Raw genomic sequence first — 22,693 nt, forward strand, 5'->3', positions numbered from 1 at the left:
CGAAGGTAGAGTAGCCAGGCGTATCAGCGCCGACAGAACAGCCGTTGGCCCATGGCCGCACACCCAGGAGGTATCCATGCACGCGCGTATCGCGGCGTTATTCGCCGTTTTTGCTATCAGCAGCAACGCCCTGGCCGAACAGGTTCAGGTGGCGGTGGCCGCCAACTTCACCGCGCCGCTGCAGGCGATTGCCAGCGAGTTCGAAAAGGATACGGGGCACAGCGTACTCGCCTCCTTCGGCGCCACTGGCCAGCTGTATGCGCAGATTCAAAATGGCGCGCCGTTCGAGGTGTTTTTCAGCGCCGATGAAAGCACCCCGGCCAAGCTCGACAGTGAAGGCCTGGGCGTTAGCGGTTCGCGCTTTACCTACGCAGTTGGCAGCTTGGTGCTGTGGTCGGCCACGCCGGGTTATCTGGATGGCAGCGACGCGGTGCTCAAGGCCAACCAGTACAAACACTTGGCAATCGCCAACCCGAAAGCCGCACCCTACGGCTTGGCGGCCACCGAAGTGCTGGACAAGCTCGGCCTGAGTGCTGCGGTTAAAGACAAGCTGGTCGAAGGGCAGAACATTACCCAGGCGCATCAATTCATTGCCACCGGCAATGCCGAACTGGGCTTTGTTGCGCTTTCGCAGGTGTACAAGGATGGCCAGCTCAGCAGTGGCTCGGCCTGGATGGTACCGGCGCAGATGCACACGCCGATCAAGCAGGATGCGTTGATCCTCAAGAAAGGCGAACATAATCCTGCCGCGGCAGCCCTGACCGAGTACCTGAAAGGTGAGAAGGCGGCGAAGATGATCAAGTCTTACGGCTACCAACTTTAAAAGGCGGTTGCGATGCCACTGACTAAAGCCGATTTCGCCGCGGTCCTGCTGACCCTGGAGCTGGCATCGCTGACCACCTTGTTGCTGCTGTTGATCGGTACGCCGATTGCCTGGTGGCTGGCGCGCACTGATTCGCGCTGGAAGCAACCGATTGGTGCGATCGTCGCGCTGCCGCTGGTGCTGCCGCCGACGGTGATTGGTTTCTACTTGCTGGTAAGCATGGGGCCGCACGGTTTTATCGGCCAGCTGACTCAGAGCCTCGGCCTCGGCACTCTGACGTTTACCTTTACCGGGCTGGTGATCGGCTCGGTGTTCTATTCCCTGCCGTTTGTTGTGCAGCCGCTGCAGAACGCCTTTGAGGCGATTGGCCGTGCCCCGCTGGAGGCGGCAGCGACGCTGCGCGCCGGGCCTTGGGATGCGTTCTTCACGGTGGTGCTGCCGCTGGCCAAGCCGGGTTTTGTCACTGCGGCGATTCTCGGTTTCGCGCATACCGTGGGCGAGTTCGGCGTGGTGCTGATGATCGGCGGCAATATCCCCGGCAAGACCCAGGTGGCGTCGGTGCAGATCTACAACCATGTGGAAACCATGGAGTACGCCCAGGCCCACTGGCTGGCGGGCGGTATGGTGCTGTTCTCCTTTATCGTGCTGCTGGCGCTCTACTCTGGTCGAAGCAGCGGGCGCAGCAGTACGCGGGTGTGGCAATGATCTGGCCTTTGGCGCGGCGCAATCCGGCGATTCGCACAGTCGCCGAGCCGGGAGCAATCCAGGCGCGCTTCAAGGTTGAGCATGCGGGCTTCAGCCTGGATGTCGAACTGACTCTACCCGGTCGCGGCGTCAGCGCCCTGTTCGGCCATTCTGGTTCAGGCAAGACCAGCTGCCTGCGCTGTTTTGCCGGGCTGGATCAGCCGAGCAAAGGCTACCTGCAGGTCAACGGCGAGCTGTGGCAGGACAGCGCCCAGGGCGTCTTCGTCCCGGCGCATCAACGTGCCGTGGGTTACGTGTTTCAGGATGCCAACCTGTTTGCCCACCTCACCGTGCGGGGCAATTTGCAGTACGGGTTGAAGCGCATCCCCGCAGCGCAGCGGCGGATTGCACTGGACCAGGCGGTGGAACTGCTCGGTATTGAGCATCTGTTGGAACGCTTGCCGGGCAAGCTATCCGGCGGCGAGCAGCAGCGCGTTGGCATCGCCCGTGCCCTGCTGACCAGCCCGCGTCTGCTGCTGCTGGACGAGCCGCTGGCTTCCCTCGATCTCAAGCGCAAGCAGGAGGTGTTGCCCTATCTGGAGCGCCTGCATCAGGAGCTGGAGATTCCGATTGTCTACGTCAGCCACTCGCCGGATGAGGTGGCGCGCCTGGCCGATCATCTGGTGCTACTGGAGGACGGTAAGGTCAGCGCCAGCGGCCCACTCAAGGAAACCCTGCTGCGCGCCGACCTGCCGTTTGTCTTTGAAGACGATGCCGAAGCGGTGGTCGATGGCGTGGTCAGCGGCCATGATCCGGCCTACGGGCTGCTCTCCCTGCAATTGCCCGACAGCGCTATCAACCTGCGCTTGCCCCATGGGTCGTTGCCGTTGGGCCAGTCGGTACGGATCAAGATCAAGGCGCGCGATGTCAGCCTGAGCCTGCAACAGGCCGAGGACAGCAGCGTGCTTAACCTGTTGCCAGCGCGAGTAGTGGACTGGATCAACGTCGCCGAACAAGCCCATGTGCTGGTGCGCGTGCAAGTGGGCGGCGAGCAACTGATTGCCCGCATCACCCGTTACTCCTTCGACCGCCTGCAGATCCAGCGCGAGAAATCGCTGTGGGCGCAGGTCAAGTCGGTGTCGTTACTGAGTACGCATTGATGCCGGGGCAAACGCGCCGGGGATGACCTGCGAGCGCTTCAGCCCCAGCCACTCCAACTCGATAAACACCACTACCGCAACAGCCTGGACGATCACGAAGGCGTAGCCCAGCGCGTTCGGCGTGAACCAGCCGCTGAGCAGCACCAGCAGGCTGAGCACCACCCATAGCGCATTCAGGCCGATCACCGTGTAGACCGCTGCCCGCGCCATGCTTTCACGGCGGGACAGCCAGAGCAGAAAGGCCACCAGCGGAATCAGTACCACGCCGACGCCGAAGAGGAATTCACCCGGCAGGGCCAACAGACTGCTCAGCCAGTCAGCCAGCAGCAGGAGTTGCGCCGTGGTGATCACGCCCACCAGGCCATCGGCGAGCAGGGCACGGCGCAGTAACAGTGAAGGTTGCAAGGTGGTCATGGCGAAGTCTCCGTAAAGAACCGTCGAAATGGCGGCTTGCCATTAGATTTCGCCGATCCGCGCGCCGCGTCGATTACCTCGTAGGTAATGGCTGCAATGACCTTGCTGGTCTATCGTCGATGCCCATGAACAGTCAAATCCAGCCCGTCGGGGCCCTGCTGCGCCAATGGCGTCAGCACCGTCGTCTCAGCCAGCTCGACCTCGCCTGCGAGGCCGAAATTTCCACCCGCCACCTGAGTTTCCTGGAAACCGGGCGCGCCCAACCCAGCCGCGAGATGCTGCTGTTGCTCGCCGAGCAGCTGGAGATTCCGCTGCGCGAACGCAATCGGCTGCTCAGCGCCGCCGGCTATGCGCCGCTGTTCACTCAGCATGCGCTGTCCGAGCCAGCCATGGCGGCCGCGCGCAGTGCCATCGACCTGCTGCTCAAGGCCCACGAGCCCTACCCGGCACTGACCATCGACCGTCACTGGAACCTGCTGGCGGCCAACAGTGCCCTCGCGCCCTTTCTGCAGGGCATTGCGCCTGAGCTGCTGACGCCACCGATCAACGTCATGCGCCTGAGCCTGCACCCGCAAGGGCTGGCACCGCGTATCGTCAACCTGGGCGCCTGGCGCGCCTACCTGTTGGCGCGCTTGCAGCGCGATTTTCAGGCCAGCGGCGATGCTCAGTTGCACGCCCTGTGGGATGAGCTGAACGCCTATCCAGGGCCGGCGGCGCCCGCGCAATTCGACAGCGACACAGTGCTGATGCCGTTGCAGTTTGCCAGCGAGCAGGGCGTGATCAGCCTGATCGGCACCACCACGGTGTTTGGCACCGCCAACGACATCACCCTGGCGGAACTGGCGCTGGAAACCTTCTTTCCGGCCGATGCCTTCAGCGCGCAGTACCTGCGTGACGTGGCCGAATCGACGCATCTTTCCGACGAAATCACTCTTTAGGCTGCTTTTATCCCGTATTCAGTGCAGTACCCTGTTGCGCGCGATTGTATAAGCTGACCTCGTTCAGCACTGCTCACAAAAATAATAAGGAGCACACCACGTATGCGTTCTATAACGCTGTCTCGCTCGCTATTGCTCGCGGTTATCGGGTTGTTGGCCGGCCTCTCGCCGCTGACCTTTGCCCAGGCCGTTACCCCCCAGGAACAGGTTCAGGTGCAGGCCAGCCGGGTTACCAGCAGCCTGATGCTGTTACGCGGTGAGGGTTTCCAAAAGAAACACCAGGACGCCCTGGAAACTGATCTGCAGGCCCTGGCCGCCGCCGTGCAGAGCCTGCCGCAAAGCAGCGATGCCCTGCGCAGTGCCCATCAGGAACTGGTGGTGCAGATTCGCCGTGGCGTGGCCTTTGGCCCGAGTGAAGATGACATGCCCTGGCGCTACCCCGAGGACCTCAGCAAAGCCCTGCTCGGCGTGCTTGAGGAAACCCGCAAGCTGGCCGGCCCGGCTGACAGCGAACTGTCCGCCAAGCTCGAATACCTCTCGGTGCAGTACCTCAGTCGCGCCTACTTCGGCAATTTCGAAACTGCCCGCGAGCAGCCCGACACCTACCTCGGCCAGGATGAACGCAAGATCGTGCCGTCAGTCGATGCGCAGCTGGCCGCACTGGATGGCAAGGCCGACCCACAGGTGGGCAAGCTGAAAACCCGCTGGGATTACCTCAAGGCCGCGCTGGTCGACCTCAACAGCCAGAGCAGCGCCCTGCAAAGCGCCTCGGGCCGACCGTTTGCGCCGATCACCGTGTATCGCCATACACGGTCGCTGACCACGCAATGGATGGCGATGTATTGAGGTCTGTCTTGGATCTGCTGCGCGTCGGCGATACTGCGTTAAAAACAGGCTCGGAAAGCCCTTGCGGCTAACGCGCTTTAGCGCGACCCGAAGGGCGAGTGAAACGAGTAGTGCTCATGTACAAAAGTACACTCCGCTTCCTCGCCGTTTTGACCAGCCGGAGGCTGTTAATACGTAGCGCCTTGCAGGACTCTAGCTCGCAAGGTCTTGATTACGTTCTAGGCGTGAATCGATCAAGCAGTGGCTTTCTTCTCGCGGATACAGGTCGGGCCGGCGCGCTCGACGATGGCGTGCTCAACCTCTTTGCGTAGGCCCAGCAGGAAGGCCGCTTCGGCGGCGACGAACAGCGGGCCGATCACCAGGCCCATCACGTCATCGATAAACGCCGGTTTGCGCCCTTCGTAGTAATGGCCGACAAATTGAATAATCCAGCCGATCACAAACAGGCCGATGCCGCTGCTCAGCCACAGCGCCGTCGATTGCATGGCCAGGCCCGCCGCTGCCCATAGGCTGAGCGCCAGCAGCAGCGCCATCAGCAGGCCGAAACGCAGGTCCAGGCGCAGGTAAAACACCCCTGCCGCCAGAGCCATCAGCAGGGCTGGGGACAGCCACAGGCCGAGCAGCTCGAAGCCAGGGCGTGACAACAACACGGCCACCGCCACAACGATCAGTGGAATACCGATAAAGTGGCTAAGAATATTGCGTTGGTCGCGGTGATAGGCCGCGTATTGAGCCAGATGATCAACCAGGGTTTTCATTATTATTTTCCTTATGCAAGACAGGTGGCCAGCATGAACCCACGCCCACGCAGCGCTCTGTCAGCTAGCCGACAAACCGCCTGGAGTCGTCGATGAACAGCGGCCATAGCTATCAGGCACGTCTGCGTCAGGGCCACTGGTTCAGCGCCCTGCCCGCTGCATTACAGGAGGCGCTGCTGGCCGCTGCCCAGGTGCAGCAACTGGCACCCGGTCAGGTACTGTTTCGTCGGGGCGACAAACCCTGTGGCCTGTATGCGGTGGTCGAGGGCGGCATGCGCATTGGCGCGGTCAGTGCCACCGGCAAGGAAGCGCTGTTGACCCTGGTCGAGCCACCCTACTGGTTTGGCGAGATTTCCCTGTTTGATGGCCAACCGCGCACCCACGATGCCTTTGCCGAAGGCCCCGCCACCTTGCTGCTGGTGCCGCAGGCGCGGCTGCTGGCGCTGCTCGAACAGCAACCGCAGTACTGGCGTGATTTCGCCCTGCTGATGAGCCATAAACTGCGCCTGGCGTTTATCGCCCTGGAGGAGATGAGCCTGTTGCCCGCTGCCCCGCGTCTGGCCCGGCGCCTGCTGCTGATTGCCGAGAACTATGGCGAGGGCGAGCCGCGCCGGGTGCTGCACCTGCCCCAGGAACAGCTGGCGCTGATGCTGGCGATTTCCCGGCAGACCACCAACCAGATCCTCAAGGAGCTGGAAGCCCAGGGCATTCTGCGCCTGACCTATGGCGAGATCGAACTCCTCGATTTGCCGCGCTTGCGTCAGGCGGCGCAGTAGGCAGCGGCTGCAAAGACTGAACCTCTGGCGCAGAATGGCGCTCTATTGCCGACCTGTTTGCCGCCAGAGCCCGATGTACTGATGCCGATAACCGCTGAGACACTCCCTGCCGTCCACGCTGACCTGCCCCAGGTGCTGGCCGGCCCGCTGCTGCGCCGCATGGAAGCGCAGCGCCTGGTGCTCTGGCTGGTTGGCAGCAGGCCCTTATCGCTAACCCTGCAGCTGAGCCATGGTGATGCAGCCGAGCCACAGCGCTTAACGCTGCACGGTGACAGCTGCCAGGTTATCCAGATTGGCGAGCAGGCGTTTATCCACCTGATTGACCTCAAGCTGGAAGCGCCGCTGCCCTGCGATGTGCAGATTGATTACGACCTGCTGATCGAACAGCCGGATCAGGCCGCGCTGGGTATCGCCGACTGGGCGCCGCACTTGCTGTACGACGGCGCGACCCAGGCGAATTTTGTGCTGCGCGCGCAGCTGGATCATCTCCTGCACGGCTCTTGCCGCAAGCCGCATCACCCGGCGGCCGATGGTTTGCTTTGCGCCGACCGTCTGCTGGCCGAAGCGCATGCCCCCGAGCAGCGCCCGGCCTTGCTGCTGATGAGTGGCGATCAGATCTACGCCGATGATGTCAGCGGACCGATGCTGCGTGCGATTCATCAGGTGATTGAGCGTCTCGGCCTGTTCGGCGAGCACCTGGAAGGCGCGGTGGTCGATGACAGCACGGCGCTGTACCAGCACCCGGCCAGCTACTACCAGCGCGCCGAACTACTGCCGGCGCTGAAGAGCAACGAAACCCTGCGCGAGCGCTTCTTCGGCGGCGTGGAAAAACCGGTGTTCACCACCAGCAGCGCCGACAACCACCTGGTGACCTGCGCCGAAGTGTTGGCCATGTACCTGCTGGTCTGGTCGCCGACGCCCTGGACGTTGCTGGATGCGGAAATGCCGGCGCTCAGCGCCGAGGAAGTGCCGCGTTATCAAGCCGAGCGTGAGCGCATTGAAGCCTTTCGCGGTGGCCTGGGCCAGGTCGCCCGTGCCCTCGCCCACTTGCCGACGCTGATGATCTTTGATGATCACGACATCACCGATGACTGGAACCTCTCCGCGCAGTGGGAAGAGACGGCCTACGGCCACCCGTTTTCCAAACGCATCATCGGCAATGCGCTGATCGCCTACTTGCTGTGCCAGGGTTGGGGCAATAACCCGGATGTGTTTGCTGAGCCGCTACAGATGATCCGCGCGATGACCGAGGGCCGCGATGCTGCAAACCACATGGACAGTGAGCCGCAGGATTCGCTGATCGACACCTTGCTGAGTTTTCACCAGTGGCAATTCGTCCTGCCGAGCAGCCCGGCGCTGGTGGTGCTCGACACCCGTACGCGGCGCTGGCGCAGCGAGCGCAACCTCAAGCGGCCGTCCGGCCTGCTGGATTGGGAAGCGCTGTGCGAGTTTCAGCAGGAGCTGCTGGATCATCCGGCGGCGATCATCGTCTCCCCCGCGCCGATGTTCGGCGTCAAGCTGATCGAGACCATCCAGAAGGTCTTCAGCTGGGCCGGCCATCCGCTGATGGTCGACGCCGAAAACTGGATGGCCCACCGGGGCGCAGCGCAGGTGATGCTGAACATCTTCCGCCACTCGCGCACGCCGGGTAACTACGTGATTCTCTCCGGCGATGTGCATTACTCATTTGTCTACGAGGTGCTGATTCGCCAGCGCAAGCGCGGGCCGAAGCTTTGGCAGATCACCAGCAGCGGGCTGAAAAACGAATTCCCGCCGCGCCTGCTCGACTGGTTCGATCGCCTCAACCGCTGGCTCTACGCGCCGTGGTCGCCGCTTAATTGGCTGACCACGCGCCGGCGCATGCAGGTCAAGCCGCGCATCCCCTCGCGCAGCAAGGCCGGCGAACGCCTGTGGAATGGGGCGGGGCTCGGTCAGGTGTGGTTCAACGACAACGGCCAGCCGAGCGCGATCTATCAGCTGAATGCCGATGGCTCGCCCGCGGTGGCGTTTGTCGATGACCGTGATAACGCACCGAGCACGGCGCCTGCCCGCCGCGCGGCAACTCAGTCGGCCGATCGCTCGGTCTGAGGCCGCGCGGGCCAGAGCGGGGCCAGCCATTGCGCGCGCCAGCTCAGGGTCAATGCGACGATCAGCGTGGCGACGCCCAGCAGCATCAGCCACAGCAGGATGGCCATGGCCGGCGAATCGCCCGCCAGGCTGCACAGCAATGACAGCCCGAGCATCAGGCTGGCGCCGCTGCGCAGGGCGACTTGCCGTGACGCCGTCAGTTGCACGCCTTGATGCACCTGACGCCAATGGTTGGGCAAGGCCAGGGCGAGCCAGGCAAAGCCCAGCACCGCCAGCAGCAGGGCCAACAGCGAGTACAGAGCGGCGTCAGACATGGGCGACCTCCAGCGTTTCTTCCTGCGGCACGCGGCGGCGCAGCTTGTGCGCGGCCAGCAGGGCGAGTGCGGCTGCAGCGAGCAGGCACAAGTCGGTGCCGGCCACCGGGCCGTTGCCGCTGCGCAGGGTGGCCAGCAGGTGATCGCCGGTGGTCAGCCAGTTGGCTAGAACGGCCAGTACCGCCAGCAGCGCAATCGCCGTGCACTGCTCACGCCAGGCGTGCAGGTAACCGAGGCGTTGGTCCTGCATCACGCGCCACACGGCATGGGCGCACGCCACGAGCCACAGGGCATAGAAGCTCAGGATTTCGACACGCGCGCGGCCCAGGCCAAATAGCTGCTCTTGCATGGGCAGCCAGCGGTTGGCGAGCAGAAACGCCAGGGTGGCGAGAATCACCCCGCACACGCCGGCAACACTCAGCGTATCCAGCAGCGAGACGCCGAGATGGCCGTGGCGCTGCTGCTTCTTGCGCCGGGCCTGGGTCCAGAAGAACAGCCCGGTGGCGATCACCACACAACCGCCTAGCCCGCCAAGGAAATACAGCCAGCGCAGGGCGTCGTGGCGGAACTGGATGTAGTGCAGGCCGGCGATGAAGTTCCAGGTGTTCACCGTGGCTGAGGCCTGGAAACGACCCATGACCTCACCGCTGACGTTGGCAAAGCGGAAGTTGTCGATGTCCTTGGTCACGCTGCTGTGGCTGGTGCGGCGCAGCAGCACATTGCCGTTGGCATCCTTGGGGTTGTTGACCCGCAGCAGGTACACCGAGCCCCGTCCCCAGTGTTGTTCAGCCTTGGTCACCATGAGCTCCAGCGGCGCCAGTTCTCCCGGCTGCTTGGCGGCCCGCAGGCGGATGCGACCGAGTGCTTCGCCGAGGAAAGCGCGTTCGGCGCTGACGCCGCTTTGCACCTGCTCGCGGTAGGTGTGCTGCGGCGCATCCGGGTAGTAGATGGCGAAGGCGACGATCAGCCCGGACAGGGTGATCAGCAGGTGGAACGGCAGCAGCGCCACGCCGGCGACGTTATGCACATCCAGGGTGCTGCGGCCGAAGGCGCGGTGCAGGCGCAGGGTGAAGAACTCGCTGAACAGCTTGCGATGGATCACCACGCCGGACACCAGCAGGCAGAGCATGGCCATGCCGGCAATGCCCACCAGCCAGGCGCCGATGTTTTTGTAGCGCAGCGTCAGGTTGTGGTGGAAGGGGTAGATAAAGCCACTGGCACCCAGGGTCAACGGCTTGGCCAGCGGCTCAAGAGTGATCGGGTGGAACAGGTCGCGGCTGCTCTTGCGCGACTCTTCGCTGCCGTAAGTCAGGGTCAGAAACGGTGTGCGTTCCAGGGGCAGGATGATGGTCCAGACGGGCGCGTTGGCGGCGCGTTGTTCCAGCAGTGGGCGAATGTCACGGTCCAGCGACGGCCGCTGCATGCTGTCATCCCAGTGCAGGCGGGTGCTGGGCATCATCCAGCGGTCGATTTCCTTATCGAACACCGACAGGCTGCCGGTCCAGAATACGGCGAACAGCAAGACGCCGAGCACCACGCCGGCCCAGGTGTGCAGCTCGCCCATGCGGCTTCTGAATCCTGTTTTCATGGGTGCCCCTGCAGCAGCAGGGGCGTGCCCCAGGCCAGCAGGCTCAGCCCGCCGAGCAACAACCAGGCGTTACGCCGGCGTTCGCGGGAAAAGCCCCAGAGCAGCAACAGCAACAGGTAAATGAAGCCGAGCATGAGCGCCAGCATCACCGCATCGCCTTGGCTCATGCCGGCCCACCAGCCCAGCAGGCCGCTCAGGCCAACCAGTTGTGCGCTGGCGAAATAAGCCAGCGCACACAGGCCGACAACGTGGCTGGCCGTCGCAGCCGGTTGGATAACATCGCGCAGGTGCATGACGGCCTCACTCAAAGCGGTAGCTGGTGCTGAATTGCAGCGAGCGCGGTTCGCCCGGCAGGATGCCGAGGTCATTGGTGGCCGACTCGTAGTAGGTCTTGTTGCCCAGGTTGCGGGCGTTGAGGGCAAACGCCCAGGGGCCGCGCTCATGGAACAGCCCGGCATCCAGCACGGTGTAGGCCGGCAGGGTGACGGCGTTGGTGGTCGAGGCGAAGGAATCGCCCTGATGGCGCACACCGAGGCCGACGCGCCAGCCGTTACCCAGCTCTTTGACGCCCCACAGGGTGGCGCTAAAGCGTGGGGCGTTGGCCGCCCGTTTGCCTTCCAGCGGGGTGGCCGGCTGCGTCGGGGTGATCGCCGGTGCCGTGGTGTTGTTTGACTGGGTCACCCGTGCATCCAGGTAGGTGAGCCCGCCCTGCAGGCTCAGGCCATGGCCGAGATCGCCGAGGGCCGACAGCTCGACGCCTTCGGCGGTGATTTCACCGACATACAGCGACGGGCCGTTGGGGTCGCTGGGGTCACGGGTTGGTACGTTTTCCTTGATGATCTGGAACAGGCTCAGGCCCAGCTCCAAAGCACCGTCGTTGAGGCGCAGCTTGCTGCCCAGCTCATAGCTGGTGGTGATCTCCGGCGGCTGGATGGCGTTGCCCGGATCGATGACCCCGGTGGCGCTGCCTGGCTGGTAGGAGCGCGAGGCGGACAGGTAGTAGGACGACCAGTCATTGGGCTGATAGACCAGGCCGGCGCGCGGGCTGCGGTAATCATCATCACGGCTGTAATCACTGCCGACGCGGTTGTCGAAGTCGCGCTCCAGCTGATCTTCGCGCAGGCCCAGCAGCATCACCCAGTGCTCGTTGAAGCGCATCAGGTCCTGGATGTAATAGCCGGCGGTATGGGTTTCATAGATGCCATCGCGGCGCACGGAGGCAGCGCTGTAGGGCACGGTCTTGAGCACCGGGTTGTACACCGACAGGTTGTAGGCGGCGGGCAGGTCGCCGCCGCGTGACAGGGTGTCGCGTTCCTCGATAGCGTACTCGGCGCCGACCATCAGCTCGTGCTGGATGCCCAGCCACTCGACCTGCTTGCTCAGCTCCAGCTTGTTGGCCAGGTCAGTCTGCTGGCTGTCGAAGTTGCTGCGCGACAGGCGCACGGTGGGTGTGGCGGTGTTGAGTAGCAGGCGGTTGATGGTGGTCTGGTTACGTTCAAGGTCCAGGGTGCGGTAGCTCAGGGTGTTGCGCAGTTGCAGGCTGTCGCTCAGGTCCACCTTGAGGTCGGCCTGGAAGGTGCTGTCAGCGCTGGTGCCGCTGTCGTTATCACCGGGATTGGCCGAGCCGTAATAGGTCGAGCGCGAGACATCGGCCGGCTTGCCGTTGATGCCGGGAATACCGGCATCGAACACGCGCTCATCGGCCAGGTGCTGGGCGCGCAGGTCGAGGGTCACGTCATCGTTGAAACGCAGGGTGGAAGCCAGCGCCAGGCCGTGCTTCTTGTACCAGACCTCGTCGCGGTACGAGTCGCCCTCATCGGCCATGGCATTGATGCGCACCTGTACCGCTTCGTTCAGCGGCTGGTTGACGTCGAGGGTCAGGCGACGGGCATCGTAGGAGCCCAGGCTGGCCGATAAATCAGTTTGCGCTTGTGAGTGCGGGCGCTTGCTCACCAGGTTGATCAATCCACCGGCCGAGCCCCGGCCGTAGAGCACGCCGCTGGGGCCTTTGACCACTTCGACCTGTTCTAGGTTGAAGGTGTCGCGGAAGCTGTTGCCGCCATCGCGCATGCCGTCCACATAGGTATCCGAAATAGCCGAGAAGCCACGGATGACGAACTGCTCACGAATGCCTTCACCGGTGCTGCTGGTCACGCCTGGGGTGTAGGCCAGGGCTTCCTTGATCGAACGCGCGCCGCGATCACGCAGCACGCTGGCCGGCACCGCATCGACCGTCTGCGGTACATCCAGCGAGTCGGCATCGGAGCGGGTGGCGCTGCTCACCGGCACGCTGCTCTGGTAACGGCTGGCCTTGCCGGAAATGGTCATCGCGGGCAGTTCGGTGCGGGCCGCTGCGTTGTTCGTTTGCGCGGGTGCGGGCCGCAGAACATAACCACCGGCCTCTACCTGCACAGCCTGCAAGCCGGTACCGGCCAGCAGCGCCGCCAGGGCTTCGGGCACGGTGTAGTGGCCTTGAAGACCTGCGGTTACCTTGTCGGCCGTTTGCTCGGCGGTAAAGCTGAGCAACAGGTTGGCGCTGCTCGACAGGTTGCGCAGCGCCGGTGCCAAGGGTCCGGCGGCAATGGCGAAGGTCTGCTGCGCTTCCTGTTGGGCCGGCGCGGTGTCTGCGGCCAAGGCCACGCCCGGCAGTTGCTGGAGGGCCAGGCTGCAGGCCAGGGCCAAGAGCAGGCGGCCACTCGGCCGCTGTTGGAGGTTGTGCGCGGTGTGACGCGGCGGCGTCACGGGGCGATTGGCACGGTGCATGGGGGCTCCTGGCACAGAAAGCGAATAAGGTTCTTGCTGTGTAGGTGCCGCGAGAAGCGCAATCGGGCAGTGCGTGGCTGAATTATTTTTCGTCGAGCTCGGCTATCCACTGCGACGCGGGCTTAGCCGGCCTGTTCGATCAGCACCCAGTAGCGGCTGCGCGTGCGCACCTGCACCGGCAGCACGCTGGGCAGGGTGGCGAGAATGCGATCACTGTCGTGCACCGGGAACACCCCGGACAGGCGCAACCCGGCGACGCGCGGATCGCAGCGCAGCATCCCGGGACGGTAGCGATCAAGCTCGGCGATAAATTCGCCCAGGGGCATGTCGTCGGCAATGATCTGCCCACGGGTCCAGGCCAGGTCGGCCTCATGCAGCGGGCGCAGCGGGTCGATATGGGTGCGGCTGAAACCGGTGCGTTGCCCAGCCAGCAGCACCTGCACGCGGTCACTGCGGGTCGGGTGGAGTTGCACGGCGTTTTCCTGCACGGCTACCTGGGTATGGCCGTCGTCCTGGCGCACGCTGAAACGCGTGCCCAGCGCACGGATGCGCCCTTGTGCGGTTTGCACCTCCAGCGGACGTGGGTCGACGGGCTGCAGGCCCTGGGCCGCGGCGGTGACGATCATTATCTCGCCCGCGCGCAGGTGCAGCAGACGGGTCTGCGCATCGAATTGCAGATCGAGTGCCGTGGCGGTGTTGAGCGTGACGCGGGTGCCGTCGCTGAGGGTCACGCGGCGTTGCTCGCCCGTGCCGGTACGGTGTTCGGCCAACTGTTCCTGCCAGGTGCTGGTGCGGCTGGCCAGCAGCCCGGAGCCGGCCAGCAGGCCACCCCAGAACAGCGAACGCAGCAGCGTGCGGCGGCTGGCCTGAGCGGTTTGTCGCGCATAAGGTGAGAGTGTCTGGTAGGCACTCTTGGCCGGCAATGCCTTGAGCCGGCCGGTCATGGCCTCGATATGCCGCCAGGCGCGTTCGTGCTCGGGGCTGGCCGCGCGCCAGGTCTGCCAAGCCAGTTGCTCCTGCGCGCTGGTTGCGCCGGACATCAGCAGGGTCAGCCATTCCACCGCCTGGTCTGCCACCGCCGCGCTGATCGGCTGGCCTTCGGCCAAGAGCCTGGCGGGTGTGTTGGGGTAAACCGCGCTGTGCTGTCCGTTCATCTCAGCTGGCCAGGGCAAACAGGTATTGGCGGTTGGCGCGCACCAGGTACTGCTTCACCGAGCTGCTGGATACGCCCAGGCGTTGGGCGATTTCGGCATAGCTGAGTTCTTCCAGGTGGGCGAGCAGGAAGGCTTCCTTGACCTGGGCCGGCAGACCGTCGAGGGCGCTGTCGATCTGACGCAGGGTTTCCAGTGCCTGCAGCTGTTCTTCCGGCGAGGGGTAAACCGCTTCCGGCAGGCTGGCGAGCACTTCAAGGTAGGCGTCTTCGAGGCGCTGGCGGCGATGACGATGGGCAATCAGCCGGCGCGCAATGGTCGCCAGAAAGGGCCGGGGTTCGCGAATTTCACTGGCCTGGCCGGAATGAATAACGCTGACGAAGGTGTCCTGAGCCAGGTCTGCGGCGGCAAAGGTGTCGTTCAGCTTGCGCCGCAACCAGCCTTCCAGCCAGCCGTGGTGCTGGCGGTAGAGCGTGTCGAGGTCGGTAGACAGGTCAAATTCAGAGGCGGGCACAGTGAGCTCCGGTCAGCCGGATGGCTACTCAGGCGCACATGATAATTATTATTATTAAAAACTCAATGCTGCCGGTGACGTGTGCCCCGGCAGCTGATCAGCGGACGGCGCTCACGCGTCAGCGCTGCAGTGTTCTTAACGCAGCTTTTCCAGCATCTGGTAGTACCACATGCCGGCGGCCAGCATCGGGTTGCCGAACACATCGCCCAACGGCACCTTGATGTGTTTGCAGGCGGCAAAGGTGTCGTAGTGACCCAGGGTGCCGGTCAGCGCGTTGGCCATGATCTCGCCCATGATGTGGGTGGTGGCGATGCCGTGGCCGGAGTAACCCTGGCAGTACCAGACGTTGTCCGAGAGCTTGCCCAGCTGCGGGATGCGGTTGATCACGATGCCCATGGCGCAGCTCCACTGGAAGTCGATGTCGACGCCCTTGAGCTGCGGGAAGGTCTGCTCGATACCGGGGCGCAACTCGGCGGCGATATCCCGCGAATCCCGCCCGGAGTAGTTGCAACCGCCGCCGAATAGCAGGCGGCCGTCGGCGGTCATGCGGTAGTAGTCGAGGACGAAGCGGCAGTCGTACACGGCCAGGTCCTGCGGATTGATTTCTTTCGCCAGCTCACCCAGCGGCGCGGTGGTGACGATGCCGCCCATGGCCGGGAAGATCATGCCCTTGAGCTTTTTCGGCTCCAGCTTGTGGTACACGTCGCCAGCCAGCAGCACCTGCTTGGCATTGATTCGGCCTTGGGCGGTGACTACCGCCGGCTTGGCGCCGTGGATGATCTCCAGCACTTCGGAGTGTTCGAAAATCAGCGCGCCCAGGCTGGCGGCGGCCTTGGCCTCACCGATGCACAGGTTCAGCGGGTGCAGGTGCATATTGCGGGTGTTCTTCAGTGCGCCGCTGTACAGGTCGCTGGCCAGGTGGCTGCGCACGCCGGCGCGGTCGAGCAGGGTCACGTCAGCGCCCATGCCGCGACGCTGCGCTTCGGCGTAGGTGGCTTCTAGATCCTGCATGTGGGTGGGTTTCATGGCCGCGTGCAGGTGGCCGTGCTTGAGGTCGCACTGAATGCCGTACTTCTCTACGCGGTTCTTGATGATCTCGTGACCGCGCCAGCGCAGGTGCCAGATAAAGTCTTCGACTTCCTCGCCGAGGGTGTTGCGCATCTGCTTGGTCATCGCCGCGTCGCCCGACAGGCTGCCAGTGACCTGGCCGCCGTTGCGCCCGGTGGCGCCCCAGCCGATCTTGTTGGCCTCGACAATCGCCACCTTGAGGCCGCGCTCGGCCAGCTCCACGGCAGACGCTACGCCGGTAAAACCGCCGCCGATGATCACCACATCGACGCTGACCTCGCCTTGCAGGGTCGGGTAATCGGTTTCTTCATTGAGGGTGGCGCTGTAGTAGGACGGGCAGCGCACAGCGGCGGGCGTTGCAGGTTTGAGGGCGGCATTCATAAGCAGCTTCCTGGTAGACGACGGGAATGGACAGAGGGTCAGGGCTGAGCGGTCCAGTCATCCGGCGGGCGCGCGTGGCGGCAATGCCACAACGCCCAGAACGCCAGGGTATGCGGCAGTTTGACCTGGTCACGCGGCGCGGCTGCGTGCAGGGGAACGGGGGAAAACACATGAGAAGAGCGCATGGCCACAAGGTTCACACAGGGCCATGCGTTGGTTAAATGCGGTTTTTTACATGCTTGGTTGCTGTTGGGCTAAACATTACGCGCGTCCATCAGCCACCGCGTAACTGCGCCATCACCCGCTCGGCATTCTCGGCGCAGGGCATGCCCTCGGGTTTGCTTTCGATGCTGGCGATGATGCCCAGCAGTTGCGCCTTGTTCTGCGCCAGCCGTTGCTGCATGACCTCGATCTCACCGACTTTACGCTGCAGGCTGGCCAGCAGCTCCGCGTGCGCCAGGCCCTGTGAGTCGCCTTGCGGCAGCAGACGGCGGATTTCGTCGAGGCTGAATCCGGCTTGCTGCGCGCAGCTGATGATGCCCAGGGTCTGCACCGCCTGTTCCGGGTAGCGGCGGTAGCCGTTGGCCTGACGTTGGGCGCTGATCAACCCACTGGCCTCATAGAAACGTATGCGCGACGCCGCCAGCCCGGTACGGCTGGCCAGTTCACCGATTTTCATCCTAACTACTCCGGGCTATTGACCTTAAAGTTGACTTTAACCTTAGCCTTGCGCCATCTGCTACCACGGAGTACGCCATGACTGCCTTTCAACCGCTGCACCTGCCCAACGGTACTGTCATCCCCAACCGCATTGCCAAGGCGGCGATGGAAGAGAATTTGGCGGACGCCAGCCAAGGTCCGTCCGCTGAATTGCTGCGCCTTTACCAGGCCTGGGCCGAGGGTGGTGCCGGGTTGCTGATCACCGGTAACGTGATGGTCGACCGCCGCGCCATGACCGGCCCTGGCGGCGTGGTGCTGGAGGATGAGCGCCAGCTGGATAAATTCCGCGAGTGGGCCCGGATCAGCCGCGCTCAAGGTGGGCAGGTCTGGATGCAGATCAACCACCCTGGTCGGCAAATGCAGGCCAACCTTGGCCAGCAGACCGTCGCGCCGTCAGCGGTCGCGCTGGAGCTGGGTGGCCTGTCGAAAATGTTCCCCGTGCCCAAGGCGCTGGATGAAGCAGAAATCCAAAGTCTGATTCAGCGCTATGCGCGCACCGCACAGTTGGCCGAGCAGGCCGGCTTTACGGGCGTGCAGATCCATGCGGCGCACGGTTATCTGCTCAGCCAATTCCTTTCGCCGATCAGCAACAAACGCACCGATCGCTGGGGTGGTCCGCTGGAAAACCGTGCGCGCTGTCTCCTTGAGGTGGTCAAGGCGGTACGGGCTGTGGTGGCACCCAGCTTCTGCGTGGCGGTCAAACTCAACTCGGCGGACTTCCAGCGTGGCGGCTTCGACGCGGCCGATGCCAAGCAGGTGGTGCAGTTGCTCAATGAGCTGGCGGTTGATCTGGTCGAGCTGTCCGGCGGCAGCTATGAAGCGCCGGCCATGCAGGGTGATGCCCGCGACGGGCGAACCCTGGCGCGTGAAGCCTACTTCCTGGAGTTCGCCGGTGAGATTGCCGCAGTGGCGAGCATGCCGGTGATGGTCACCGGTGGGATTCGCCGTCTGCCAGTGGTCGAGCAGGTGCTGGCCAGCGGCGTGGCCATGGCTGGGATAGCCACGGCCTTGGCGATCAACCCAGCGCTGCCGAAACAATGGCAGGCCGGGCAGCCTAGCAGCGCCGAGCTGCCAGCAATCCGTTGGAAGAACAAGGCGTTTGCCTCCCTGGCATACATGGCCGTGGTGAAGTATCAACTGCGCCAGCTCAGCCTGGGCAAGCACACCCACGCTGGGGTCTCGCCGCTACGCGCGCTGTTGTTGGAACAGCTGAAAAGCGCGCGACGTACCCGCCACTACAAACGCCTGATGGCAGCGGGTTAATCGGGCAAATGCCCGGTTTTGACCCAGATCAGGCAGCCTGCTTCGCTGAACGGTGTGTGCTGTGACAGGTGTGGGCTGCGCAGCCAGCTGCCGGCCGGGTAGTCGCCGAACTCGTCCTGAAAGGTGCCTTCGAGTACCAGGATTTCTTCGCCGCCCCAATGCCGGTGTGCATTGAAGTAGGTGCCGGGCGCCCAACGCACCAGCGCCACGTGCTCGGTACCGTGCTGGTGCAACGGCAACACCTGAAGGCCCGGCACCATTCCGGGTCGCCATTGCGCCTGGGTGCTGTCGATCACCACTGGTTGATCATCAGCTTCATCGAACTGCATCAGTTTGACGAAGATCGTGCAGCCTTCGCGGCTGAAGGGCGCGTGATGGCTGCCAATAGGATTACGCACATAGGTGCCGGTGGGGTAATCGCCGCGTTCATCGGAGAACACCCCGTCGAGCACGAGAAACTCCTCGCCGCCGGGGTGGTGATGCTCGCTGAAGCGCGAACCTGCCGCGTAGCGCACGATGCTGGTGGCGCGTGCCACCTCCTCGCCGATGCGGTCCAGCATGCGCCGCTCCACCCCTGGCATGGGTGAAGCCACCCAGGGGCTGTCGGCCGGACGTATCAAGGCGCGCTGACTAAAGTCGGCATTCAGTTGCATGGTCGCCCCCTTCACTCCGTCTGATTCAGGCCTGCTTGAGCAGGTGGATCAACGCGTCGGCGGTGGCATCCGATGAGGCCGGGTTTTGCCCGGTGATCAGCAGACCATCTACGGCTACATGGCTCTGCCAATCGTTCGTGCTGGTGTAATGGCCACCGTTGGCGATAAGCATATCCTGCACCAGGAATGGCACCACGTCGGTTAGCTGCACCGCCGCTTCTTCGCTGTTGCTAAAGCCGGTGACTTTCTTGCCGCTGACCAGCGGCAGACCGTTGGCCGCTTTGACATGACGCAGCACACCCGGAGCGTGACAGACCGCCGCCACCGGTTTGTTTTGTGCCTGGAAGTGTTCGATCAGTGCGATGGAGGTGCGGTCTTCGGCCAAATCCCACAGTGGGCCATGGCCGCCCGGATAGAACACGGCGTCGAAATCATCGGCCTTCACCTGGCTCAGCGGCACGGTGTTGGCCAGCGCCTGTTGCGCTGCCGGATCAGCACGGAAGCGCTCGGTAGCGGCGGTCTGTGCATCAGGGGCGTCGCTCTTAGGGTCCAAAGGTGGCTGGCCGCCTTTGGGCGAGGCCAGGGTCAGTTGCGCGCCGGCATCCTTGAACACGTAGTACGGCGAGGCGAATTCCTCCAGCCAGAAACCAGTCTTCTGCCCGGTGTTGCCCAGTTGGTCGTGAGAAGTCAGTACCAGCAGGATCTTCATGGGTATTCCTTGGGGCGCAGGCCCTGATGAGCAAAGAGGCATGCAGCTTACGCGCGTTAGCCGCTGGCGATAATGTAAACGGCTTAATGGTGCCTATCACGTGCAGGCATACAGCGCCGATCAGGGTTCGGGTTTGTATCCGAGACGAATGCCGCCCCAATGCCGACCGTTGACCATAATCGGCACCGACAGGTCATGCATCAGCTCACCGGTGTCGCGCATATAGGTCTGCAGCAGCACCGGTTTCTGATGGCTGCCACAGCGGATGCCAGTGCGGTCGTTGAACAGGCGCTTGCTGCGACTCTTCAGCGTGTCCACCGCGCGGTCACCGCATGGTGGGTGGTTGAAGGCATTGTTGTGCGTTGGCACGTAGCCTTCGGCGGTGCAGGCGATGGCGAACACCAGGCCTTCGTGCTGGCTGAGCAGGGGTTCCTGAATGGCCGGCAGCACCTGATCGGCATAGCCGTCAAAGCGCGTTTTGTACTTGGCCGGGAAGCTGCCGGCAATCGGTTGGTAATGACGGTCGAACAGGTCACTGGCGCTGATCCGTCCGCTTTGCAGGTCAGCCTCGAACTGCGCGGCAATCTGCGCCGCGGCGCTGCGCGCGAGGTCGTAGATGCGCTGGTGGTAGTCATCCAGGCCGACTTCGGCGAGCTGTTCGCTGACGCTTTCGGCCTGCGCGACTAACCGCTCGGCGGCGCTGCTGAGTTGACGGGTCTGCCCTTCGCTGTCGCTGACATCGCCGCGCAGCTGGCCGACCGCCACGGACAGTTCAGCCAGGCGTTCGTGGTTCTGCCGGGTGCCGCTGTCGATCTGGCTGACCTGATCCTCTACATTTGCCGCCAATCCGGCAATGCCTTGCAGTTGCGCGCCGGTGTGCTCGACCTGCTGCGCGGCCAGGGTCAGTTGTTCGGCCTGCTGCTGCATATGGCTGACCACCGCCGCACTCTGTTGGCGGATATCGCTGACGATCTGCCCGACCTCCTCGGTGGCGCTGCTGGTGCGGCCGGCCAGGTTACGCACCTCATCGGCGACCACCGCAAAGCCGCGGCCGAGTTCACCGGCACGGGCCGCCTCGATGGCCGCATTGAGCGCCAGCAGGTTGGTCTGGCTGGCAATCGACTGGATGACCTGGGTGACTTTCTCGATCTGCTCGGTGCGGCTGCTCAGGCCGTCAATCAGTTCGCGGCTGGTGGCGGTCTGCGCACTCAGGTGCTGCATGGCGTCGATTGCCTGACGCAGCTCCTGCTGCCCGCTGCTGCTGTCTTGCCGCACGCTTTGCGCGGCAATCAGGGTCTGTTCGGCGCGCTGGGCACTGTCCTGTTCGGTGTGGGTGATGGCCTCGGCGGCCTGGTTGATCTGCTCGGTGGCGCTCAGTTGCGATTGCAGTTTGCCGGCCAGCTGCTGCGCCGCATGCGCCACTTCAGCGGCGGCCAGGGCGTTGTGGCAGGTGTGCCGCGACAGGTTCTGGCTCAGGGTGCTGAACGCATCATGTGGCGTCTCGGCGGATACGGGCAGCTCTTCATGCTGGCGCTGCCAGGGCCCCAGCCACGGCCACAGGGCCAGCAGCAGAAAGGACGGAATGCTGATAAACCAGGGCAGCTGGATCTGCTGGTATGTCACCATCAACCCGGCCAGCCCGATGGCATGCAGCAGGCAGGCCTTGGGGTAGGTAATAAACGCAGAACGCATGACAAACCTCGTTATTTTTATTCGGGTCGAATCACGACCAGAAACTGCCTGCGGCACGCCAACATGAAGTGGACGGGCCATGCCTGCTGAAATGGGAGTGCGTGCAGCTGGAGATGCCTGGGTAGGCAATCGGCCGCTGTCAGCGAATCTATAGACCATAGCGGGTGTCGCTCCCTGCGGCCAACCTTTGCTGGGAGGATGATTCGAGCACCCGTGGCGGTTCAGGGCCATGGCACTTTGGTCGCAGGTGGATCAGTCCTTACAGGCGATGGCGCTGAATAAAGCCCTTGTCGAGAAAATCCTTCCAGCGCCCGTAGAAACGCCCGCCGGCACTGTGTCCATGCCAGTCCAACAGGGCACCGCCGTCGCCAGTGGCCAGCAGCGCTAAGCTCTGGCGTTGCGGCCGGTAGCGTTTGAGAGGCAGGCCGCGCAAGGCGGCGCTGAGGTTATTCGCCAGCACCGGCCCCTGACGCACCGCGTACACCCCGCTTTTGCGTGCGCCGGGCAGGCTGGCGCAGTCGCCCACGGCGAAAATCGTCGGGTGGGTGTAGCTCTGCAGCGTCGGCGCAATCAATACAAAGCCCTGCTCATCGCAGCCCAGCCCGCTGTGCGCCGGCCAGGCAAAAGCCTTGGCGCCGCTGGCCAACAGCAGCCGTTGACCGCGCCAGACCGGTTCGTCGCCGCTGAACAGGCAGTCGTCCTCGATACGGTTGATTGGGCAATCCTCGCGCACCCACACACCACGCTGACGCAGATGGCCGAGGGCACGCAGACGCACGCCAGCAGACAAACCATCGAGCAGATGGCCGGCACAGAACAGCGCCAATTGCGGCACCTTCCCGGCCAAGGCCAACGCCAGTTCAACTCCCGCCGCGCCGCCGCCGAGAATCGCCAAGGGCTGAGGCTCGGCCTGCCAGCGTTGCCAACCATCAAGAAATGCCGCGAAGGGTTTTACTGCCAACACCTGCATGCCATCACCGTGCTGCGCAGGTGCAGAGACCTGCGCGCCGACATTCAGCGACAGCCAGCTGCCATTCAAGGTTTGCCCATTGGCCAGTTGCACCTGTTGCTGTGCGGCGGACAGGCTTTCCAGCGGGCTGACAATCAACTCGACCTTTGCCGCGCGGCACAGCGCCTGCAGCTCGACCTGGCAATCCTCTGGCCGATGCCGCCCAGCCAGCAGCCCCGGTAGCATGCCGGAATACCAGGCCACCGGACCGGCACTGAGCAGCGCAATGCGCCCTGGCGGCCGCTCGACCAGGGCCCAGCGCCGCAGCACGCCGAGGTGGGCGTGGCCGGCGCCGATCAATAGAAGGTCGTAATGAGTGCTCACACGCGGACGTCCATCAGGTAATCGGTGTGCGCTAATGGTACGAGCTTGCGCCGCGGC

The 22,693-nt window shown here is 63.8% G+C and carries 23 protein-coding genes; 8 read left to right on the forward strand and 15 right to left on the reverse strand.

Annotated features, from left to right (window positions below):
* Positions 1 to 76: 76 nt before the first annotated feature.
* From modA to modC, 3 genes are read left to right on the forward strand one after another with little or no spacing between them, the layout of a single operon-like run.
* The gene (gene modA, locus CUR33_RS12560) at positions 77 to 823 is read left to right on the forward strand and encodes a molybdate ABC transporter substrate-binding protein (RefSeq protein ID WP_289239858.1); all 747 of its coding nucleotides are present in this window, start codon (positions 77 to 79) and stop codon (positions 821 to 823) included.
* 12 nt (positions 824 to 835) lie between these two features.
* Positions 836 to 1,528, forward strand: coding sequence for a molybdate ABC transporter permease subunit (gene modB / locus CUR33_RS12565; RefSeq protein WP_289239859.1), 693 nt, complete (start codon positions 836 to 838; stop codon positions 1,526 to 1,528).
* Positions 1,525 to 2,667, forward strand: a complete 1,143-nt coding sequence (gene modC / locus CUR33_RS12570; RefSeq protein WP_289239860.1) for a molybdenum ABC transporter ATP-binding protein — start codon at positions 1,525 to 1,527, stop codon at positions 2,665 to 2,667. Before modB ends, modC begins: the two co-directional genes overlap by 4 nt.
* Here modC and CUR33_RS12575 read toward each other — a convergent pair.
* Positions 2,650 to 3,081, reverse strand: coding sequence for a hypothetical protein (locus tag CUR33_RS12575; RefSeq protein WP_289239861.1), 432 nt, complete (start codon positions 3,079 to 3,081; stop codon positions 2,650 to 2,652). The genes modC and CUR33_RS12575 overlap by 18 nt on opposite strands.
* 125 nt (positions 3,082 to 3,206) lie before the next feature.
* Here CUR33_RS12575 and CUR33_RS12580 point away from each other — a divergent pair, with 125 nt between their 5' ends.
* Positions 3,207 to 4,019 carry a helix-turn-helix domain-containing protein gene (locus CUR33_RS12580; protein ID WP_289239862.1) on the forward strand — a complete coding sequence of 271 codons (813 nt, stop codon included), beginning with the start codon at positions 3,207 to 3,209 and terminating at the stop codon, positions 4,017 to 4,019.
* Positions 4,020 to 4,121: 102 nt separating this feature from the next.
* A complete protein-coding gene (locus CUR33_RS12585; RefSeq protein ID WP_160086396.1) occupies positions 4,122 to 4,865 on the forward strand; it encodes a hypothetical protein in 744 nt (247 codons plus the stop codon).
* Positions 4,866 to 5,098: 233 nt separating this feature from the next.
* Here CUR33_RS12585 and CUR33_RS12590 read toward each other — a convergent pair whose 3' ends face one another.
* A complete protein-coding gene (locus CUR33_RS12590; protein ID WP_289239863.1) occupies positions 5,099 to 5,623 on the reverse strand; it encodes an Mpo1 family 2-hydroxy fatty acid dioxygenase in 525 nt (174 codons plus the stop codon).
* A 92-nt stretch (positions 5,624 to 5,715) separates the two neighbouring features.
* Here CUR33_RS12590 and CUR33_RS12595 point away from each other — a divergent pair, with 92 nt between their 5' ends.
* Together CUR33_RS12595 and CUR33_RS12600 are read left to right on the forward strand one after the other, a co-directional pair.
* Positions 5,716 to 6,399 (forward strand): Crp/Fnr family transcriptional regulator, encoded by a 684-nt coding sequence (locus tag CUR33_RS12595; RefSeq protein ID WP_282874470.1) that lies wholly within the window; start codon positions 5,716 to 5,718, stop codon positions 6,397 to 6,399.
* An 81-nt stretch (positions 6,400 to 6,480) separates the two neighbouring features.
* Positions 6,481 to 8,487: an alkaline phosphatase D family protein gene (locus tag CUR33_RS12600; RefSeq protein WP_289239864.1), complete on the forward strand. Its 2,007-nt coding sequence runs from the start codon at positions 6,481 to 6,483 to the stop codon at positions 8,485 to 8,487.
* Here the strand turns inward: CUR33_RS12600 and CUR33_RS12605 are convergent.
* The 9 genes from CUR33_RS12605 to CUR33_RS12645 form a co-directional block, all read right to left on the reverse strand.
* Positions 8,463 to 8,801 (reverse strand): DUF3325 domain-containing protein, encoded by a 339-nt coding sequence (locus tag CUR33_RS12605; protein ID WP_289239865.1) that lies wholly within the window; start codon positions 8,799 to 8,801, stop codon positions 8,463 to 8,465. The genes CUR33_RS12600 and CUR33_RS12605 overlap by 25 nt on opposite strands.
* Entirely contained in the window at positions 8,794 to 10,389 is a 1,596-nt protein-coding gene (locus CUR33_RS12610; protein ID WP_289239866.1) for a PepSY-associated TM helix domain-containing protein, read from the reverse strand. Before CUR33_RS12610 ends, CUR33_RS12605 begins: the two co-directional genes overlap by 8 nt.
* The gene (locus tag CUR33_RS12615) at positions 10,386 to 10,682 is read right to left on the reverse strand and encodes a hypothetical protein (RefSeq protein WP_289239867.1); all 297 of its coding nucleotides are present in this window, start codon (positions 10,680 to 10,682) and stop codon (positions 10,386 to 10,388) included. The genes CUR33_RS12610 and CUR33_RS12615 overlap by 4 nt, the downstream gene beginning before the upstream one ends.
* Positions 10,683 to 10,689: 7 nt before the next feature.
* A complete protein-coding gene (locus CUR33_RS12620; protein WP_289239868.1) occupies positions 10,690 to 13,152 on the reverse strand; it encodes a TonB-dependent siderophore receptor in 2,463 nt (820 codons plus the stop codon).
* Between the two features lie 122 nt (positions 13,153 to 13,274).
* The gene (locus CUR33_RS12625; protein WP_289239869.1) at positions 13,275 to 14,306 is read right to left on the reverse strand and encodes a FecR domain-containing protein; all 1,032 of its coding nucleotides are present in this window, start codon (positions 14,304 to 14,306) and stop codon (positions 13,275 to 13,277) included.
* Position 14,307: 1 nt separating this feature from the next.
* Positions 14,308 to 14,817, reverse strand: a complete 510-nt coding sequence (locus CUR33_RS12630; protein ID WP_289239870.1) for a sigma-70 family RNA polymerase sigma factor — start codon at positions 14,815 to 14,817, stop codon at positions 14,308 to 14,310.
* Positions 14,818 to 14,952: 135 nt separating this feature from the next.
* Positions 14,953 to 16,266 carry an NAD(P)/FAD-dependent oxidoreductase gene (locus tag CUR33_RS12635; protein WP_289239871.1) on the reverse strand — a complete coding sequence of 438 codons (1,314 nt, stop codon included), beginning with the start codon at positions 16,264 to 16,266 and terminating at the stop codon, positions 14,953 to 14,955.
* A 38-nt stretch (positions 16,267 to 16,304) separates the two neighbouring features.
* Positions 16,305 to 16,451, reverse strand: a complete 147-nt coding sequence (locus CUR33_RS12640) for a hypothetical protein (RefSeq protein WP_167145976.1) — start codon at positions 16,449 to 16,451, stop codon at positions 16,305 to 16,307.
* 89 nt (positions 16,452 to 16,540) lie between these two features.
* Positions 16,541 to 16,945 carry a MerR family transcriptional regulator gene (locus tag CUR33_RS12645; protein ID WP_282874460.1) on the reverse strand — a complete coding sequence of 135 codons (405 nt, stop codon included), beginning with the start codon at positions 16,943 to 16,945 and terminating at the stop codon, positions 16,541 to 16,543.
* 77 nt (positions 16,946 to 17,022) lie between these two features.
* Between CUR33_RS12645 and CUR33_RS12650 the strand changes: the two genes are divergently transcribed.
* Complete coding sequence (locus CUR33_RS12650; RefSeq protein ID WP_289239872.1) at positions 17,023 to 18,249, forward strand: NADH:flavin oxidoreductase/NADH oxidase family protein; 1,227 nt, start codon at positions 17,023 to 17,025, stop codon at positions 18,247 to 18,249.
* Here the strand turns inward: CUR33_RS12650 and CUR33_RS12655 are convergent.
* The 4 genes from CUR33_RS12655 to CUR33_RS12670 all read right to left on the reverse strand — a co-directional run bounded on the left by CUR33_RS12655 (position 18,246) and on the right by CUR33_RS12670 (position 22,636).
* Complete coding sequence (locus tag CUR33_RS12655; protein ID WP_289239873.1) at positions 18,246 to 18,902, reverse strand: cupin domain-containing protein; 657 nt, start codon at positions 18,900 to 18,902, stop codon at positions 18,246 to 18,248. The two genes, CUR33_RS12650 and CUR33_RS12655, sit on opposite strands and share 4 nt — an antisense overlap.
* A 25-nt stretch (positions 18,903 to 18,927) precedes the next feature.
* Positions 18,928 to 19,611: a type 1 glutamine amidotransferase domain-containing protein gene (locus CUR33_RS12660; protein ID WP_090254298.1), complete on the reverse strand. Its 684-nt coding sequence runs from the start codon at positions 19,609 to 19,611 to the stop codon at positions 18,928 to 18,930.
* 120 nt (positions 19,612 to 19,731) lie between these two features.
* Complete coding sequence (locus CUR33_RS12665) at positions 19,732 to 21,534, reverse strand: methyl-accepting chemotaxis protein (RefSeq protein WP_448703161.1); 1,803 nt, start codon at positions 21,532 to 21,534, stop codon at positions 19,732 to 19,734.
* A 28-nt stretch (positions 21,535 to 21,562) separates the two neighbouring features.
* Positions 21,563 to 22,636, reverse strand: a complete 1,074-nt coding sequence (locus CUR33_RS12670; protein ID WP_289239875.1) for an FAD-dependent oxidoreductase — start codon at positions 22,634 to 22,636, stop codon at positions 21,563 to 21,565.
* Between the last annotated feature and the right edge of the window lie 57 nt (positions 22,637 to 22,693).

It is taken from the genome of Pseudomonas sp. FEMGT703P, assembly GCF_002786345.1.
GTDB classification, from domain to species: Bacteria; Pseudomonadota; Gammaproteobacteria; order Pseudomonadales; family Pseudomonadaceae; genus Aquipseudomonas; species Aquipseudomonas peli.

Bases quoted from the DNA above. Each gene is read 5' to 3' on its own strand.
- CUR33_RS12595 (WP_282874470.1), top strand. From the start codon at position 5,716: ATGAACAGCGGCCATAGCTATCAGGCACGTCTGCGTCAGGGCCACTGG.
- CUR33_RS12635 (WP_289239871.1), bottom strand. From the start codon at position 16,266: ATGAATGCCGCCCTCAAACCTGCAACGCCCGCCGCTGTGCGCTGCCCG.
- CUR33_RS12605 (WP_289239865.1), bottom strand. From the start codon at position 8,801: ATGTCTGACGCCGCTCTGTACTCGCTGTTGGCCCTGCTGCTGGCGGTG.
- CUR33_RS12575 (WP_289239861.1), bottom strand. From the start codon at position 3,081: ATGACCACCTTGCAACCTTCACTGTTACTGCGCCGTGCCCTGCTCGCC.
- CUR33_RS12640 (WP_167145976.1), bottom strand. From the start codon at position 16,451: ATGCGCTCTTCTCATGTGTTTTCCCCCGTTCCCCTGCACGCAGCCGCG.
- CUR33_RS12615 (WP_289239867.1), bottom strand. From the start codon at position 10,682: ATGCACCTGCGCGATGTTATCCAACCGGCTGCGACGGCCAGCCACGTT.
- CUR33_RS12660 (WP_090254298.1), bottom strand. From the start codon at position 19,611: ATGAAGATCCTGCTGGTACTGACTTCTCACGACCAACTGGGCAACACC.
- CUR33_RS12585 (WP_160086396.1), top strand. From the start codon at position 4,122: ATGCGTTCTATAACGCTGTCTCGCTCGCTATTGCTCGCGGTTATCGGG.
- CUR33_RS12600 (WP_289239864.1), top strand. From the start codon at position 6,481: ATGCCGATAACCGCTGAGACACTCCCTGCCGTCCACGCTGACCTGCCC.
- CUR33_RS12590 (WP_289239863.1), bottom strand. From the start codon at position 5,623: ATGAAAACCCTGGTTGATCATCTGGCTCAATACGCGGCCTATCACCGC.
- CUR33_RS12620 (WP_289239868.1), bottom strand. From the start codon at position 13,152: ATGCACCGTGCCAATCGCCCCGTGACGCCGCCGCGTCACACCGCGCAC.
- CUR33_RS12580 (WP_289239862.1), top strand. From the start codon at position 3,207: ATGAACAGTCAAATCCAGCCCGTCGGGGCCCTGCTGCGCCAATGGCGT.
- modA (WP_289239858.1), top strand. From the start codon at position 77: ATGCACGCGCGTATCGCGGCGTTATTCGCCGTTTTTGCTATCAGCAGC.
- CUR33_RS12610 (WP_289239866.1), bottom strand. From the start codon at position 10,389: ATGAAAACAGGATTCAGAAGCCGCATGGGCGAGCTGCACACCTGGGCC.
- CUR33_RS12665 (WP_448703161.1), bottom strand. From the start codon at position 21,534: ATGGCCCTGAACCGCCACGGGTGCTCGAATCATCCTCCCAGCAAAGGT.
- modB (WP_289239859.1), top strand. From the start codon at position 836: ATGCCACTGACTAAAGCCGATTTCGCCGCGGTCCTGCTGACCCTGGAG.
- CUR33_RS12650 (WP_289239872.1), top strand. From the start codon at position 17,023: ATGACTGCCTTTCAACCGCTGCACCTGCCCAACGGTACTGTCATCCCC.
- CUR33_RS12645 (WP_282874460.1), bottom strand. From the start codon at position 16,945: ATGAAAATCGGTGAACTGGCCAGCCGTACCGGGCTGGCGGCGTCGCGC.
- CUR33_RS12655 (WP_289239873.1), bottom strand. From the start codon at position 18,902: ATGCAACTGAATGCCGACTTTAGTCAGCGCGCCTTGATACGTCCGGCC.
- CUR33_RS12625 (WP_289239869.1), bottom strand. From the start codon at position 14,306: ATGAACGGACAGCACAGCGCGGTTTACCCCAACACACCCGCCAGGCTC.
- modC (WP_289239860.1), top strand. From the start codon at position 1,525: ATGATCTGGCCTTTGGCGCGGCGCAATCCGGCGATTCGCACAGTCGCC.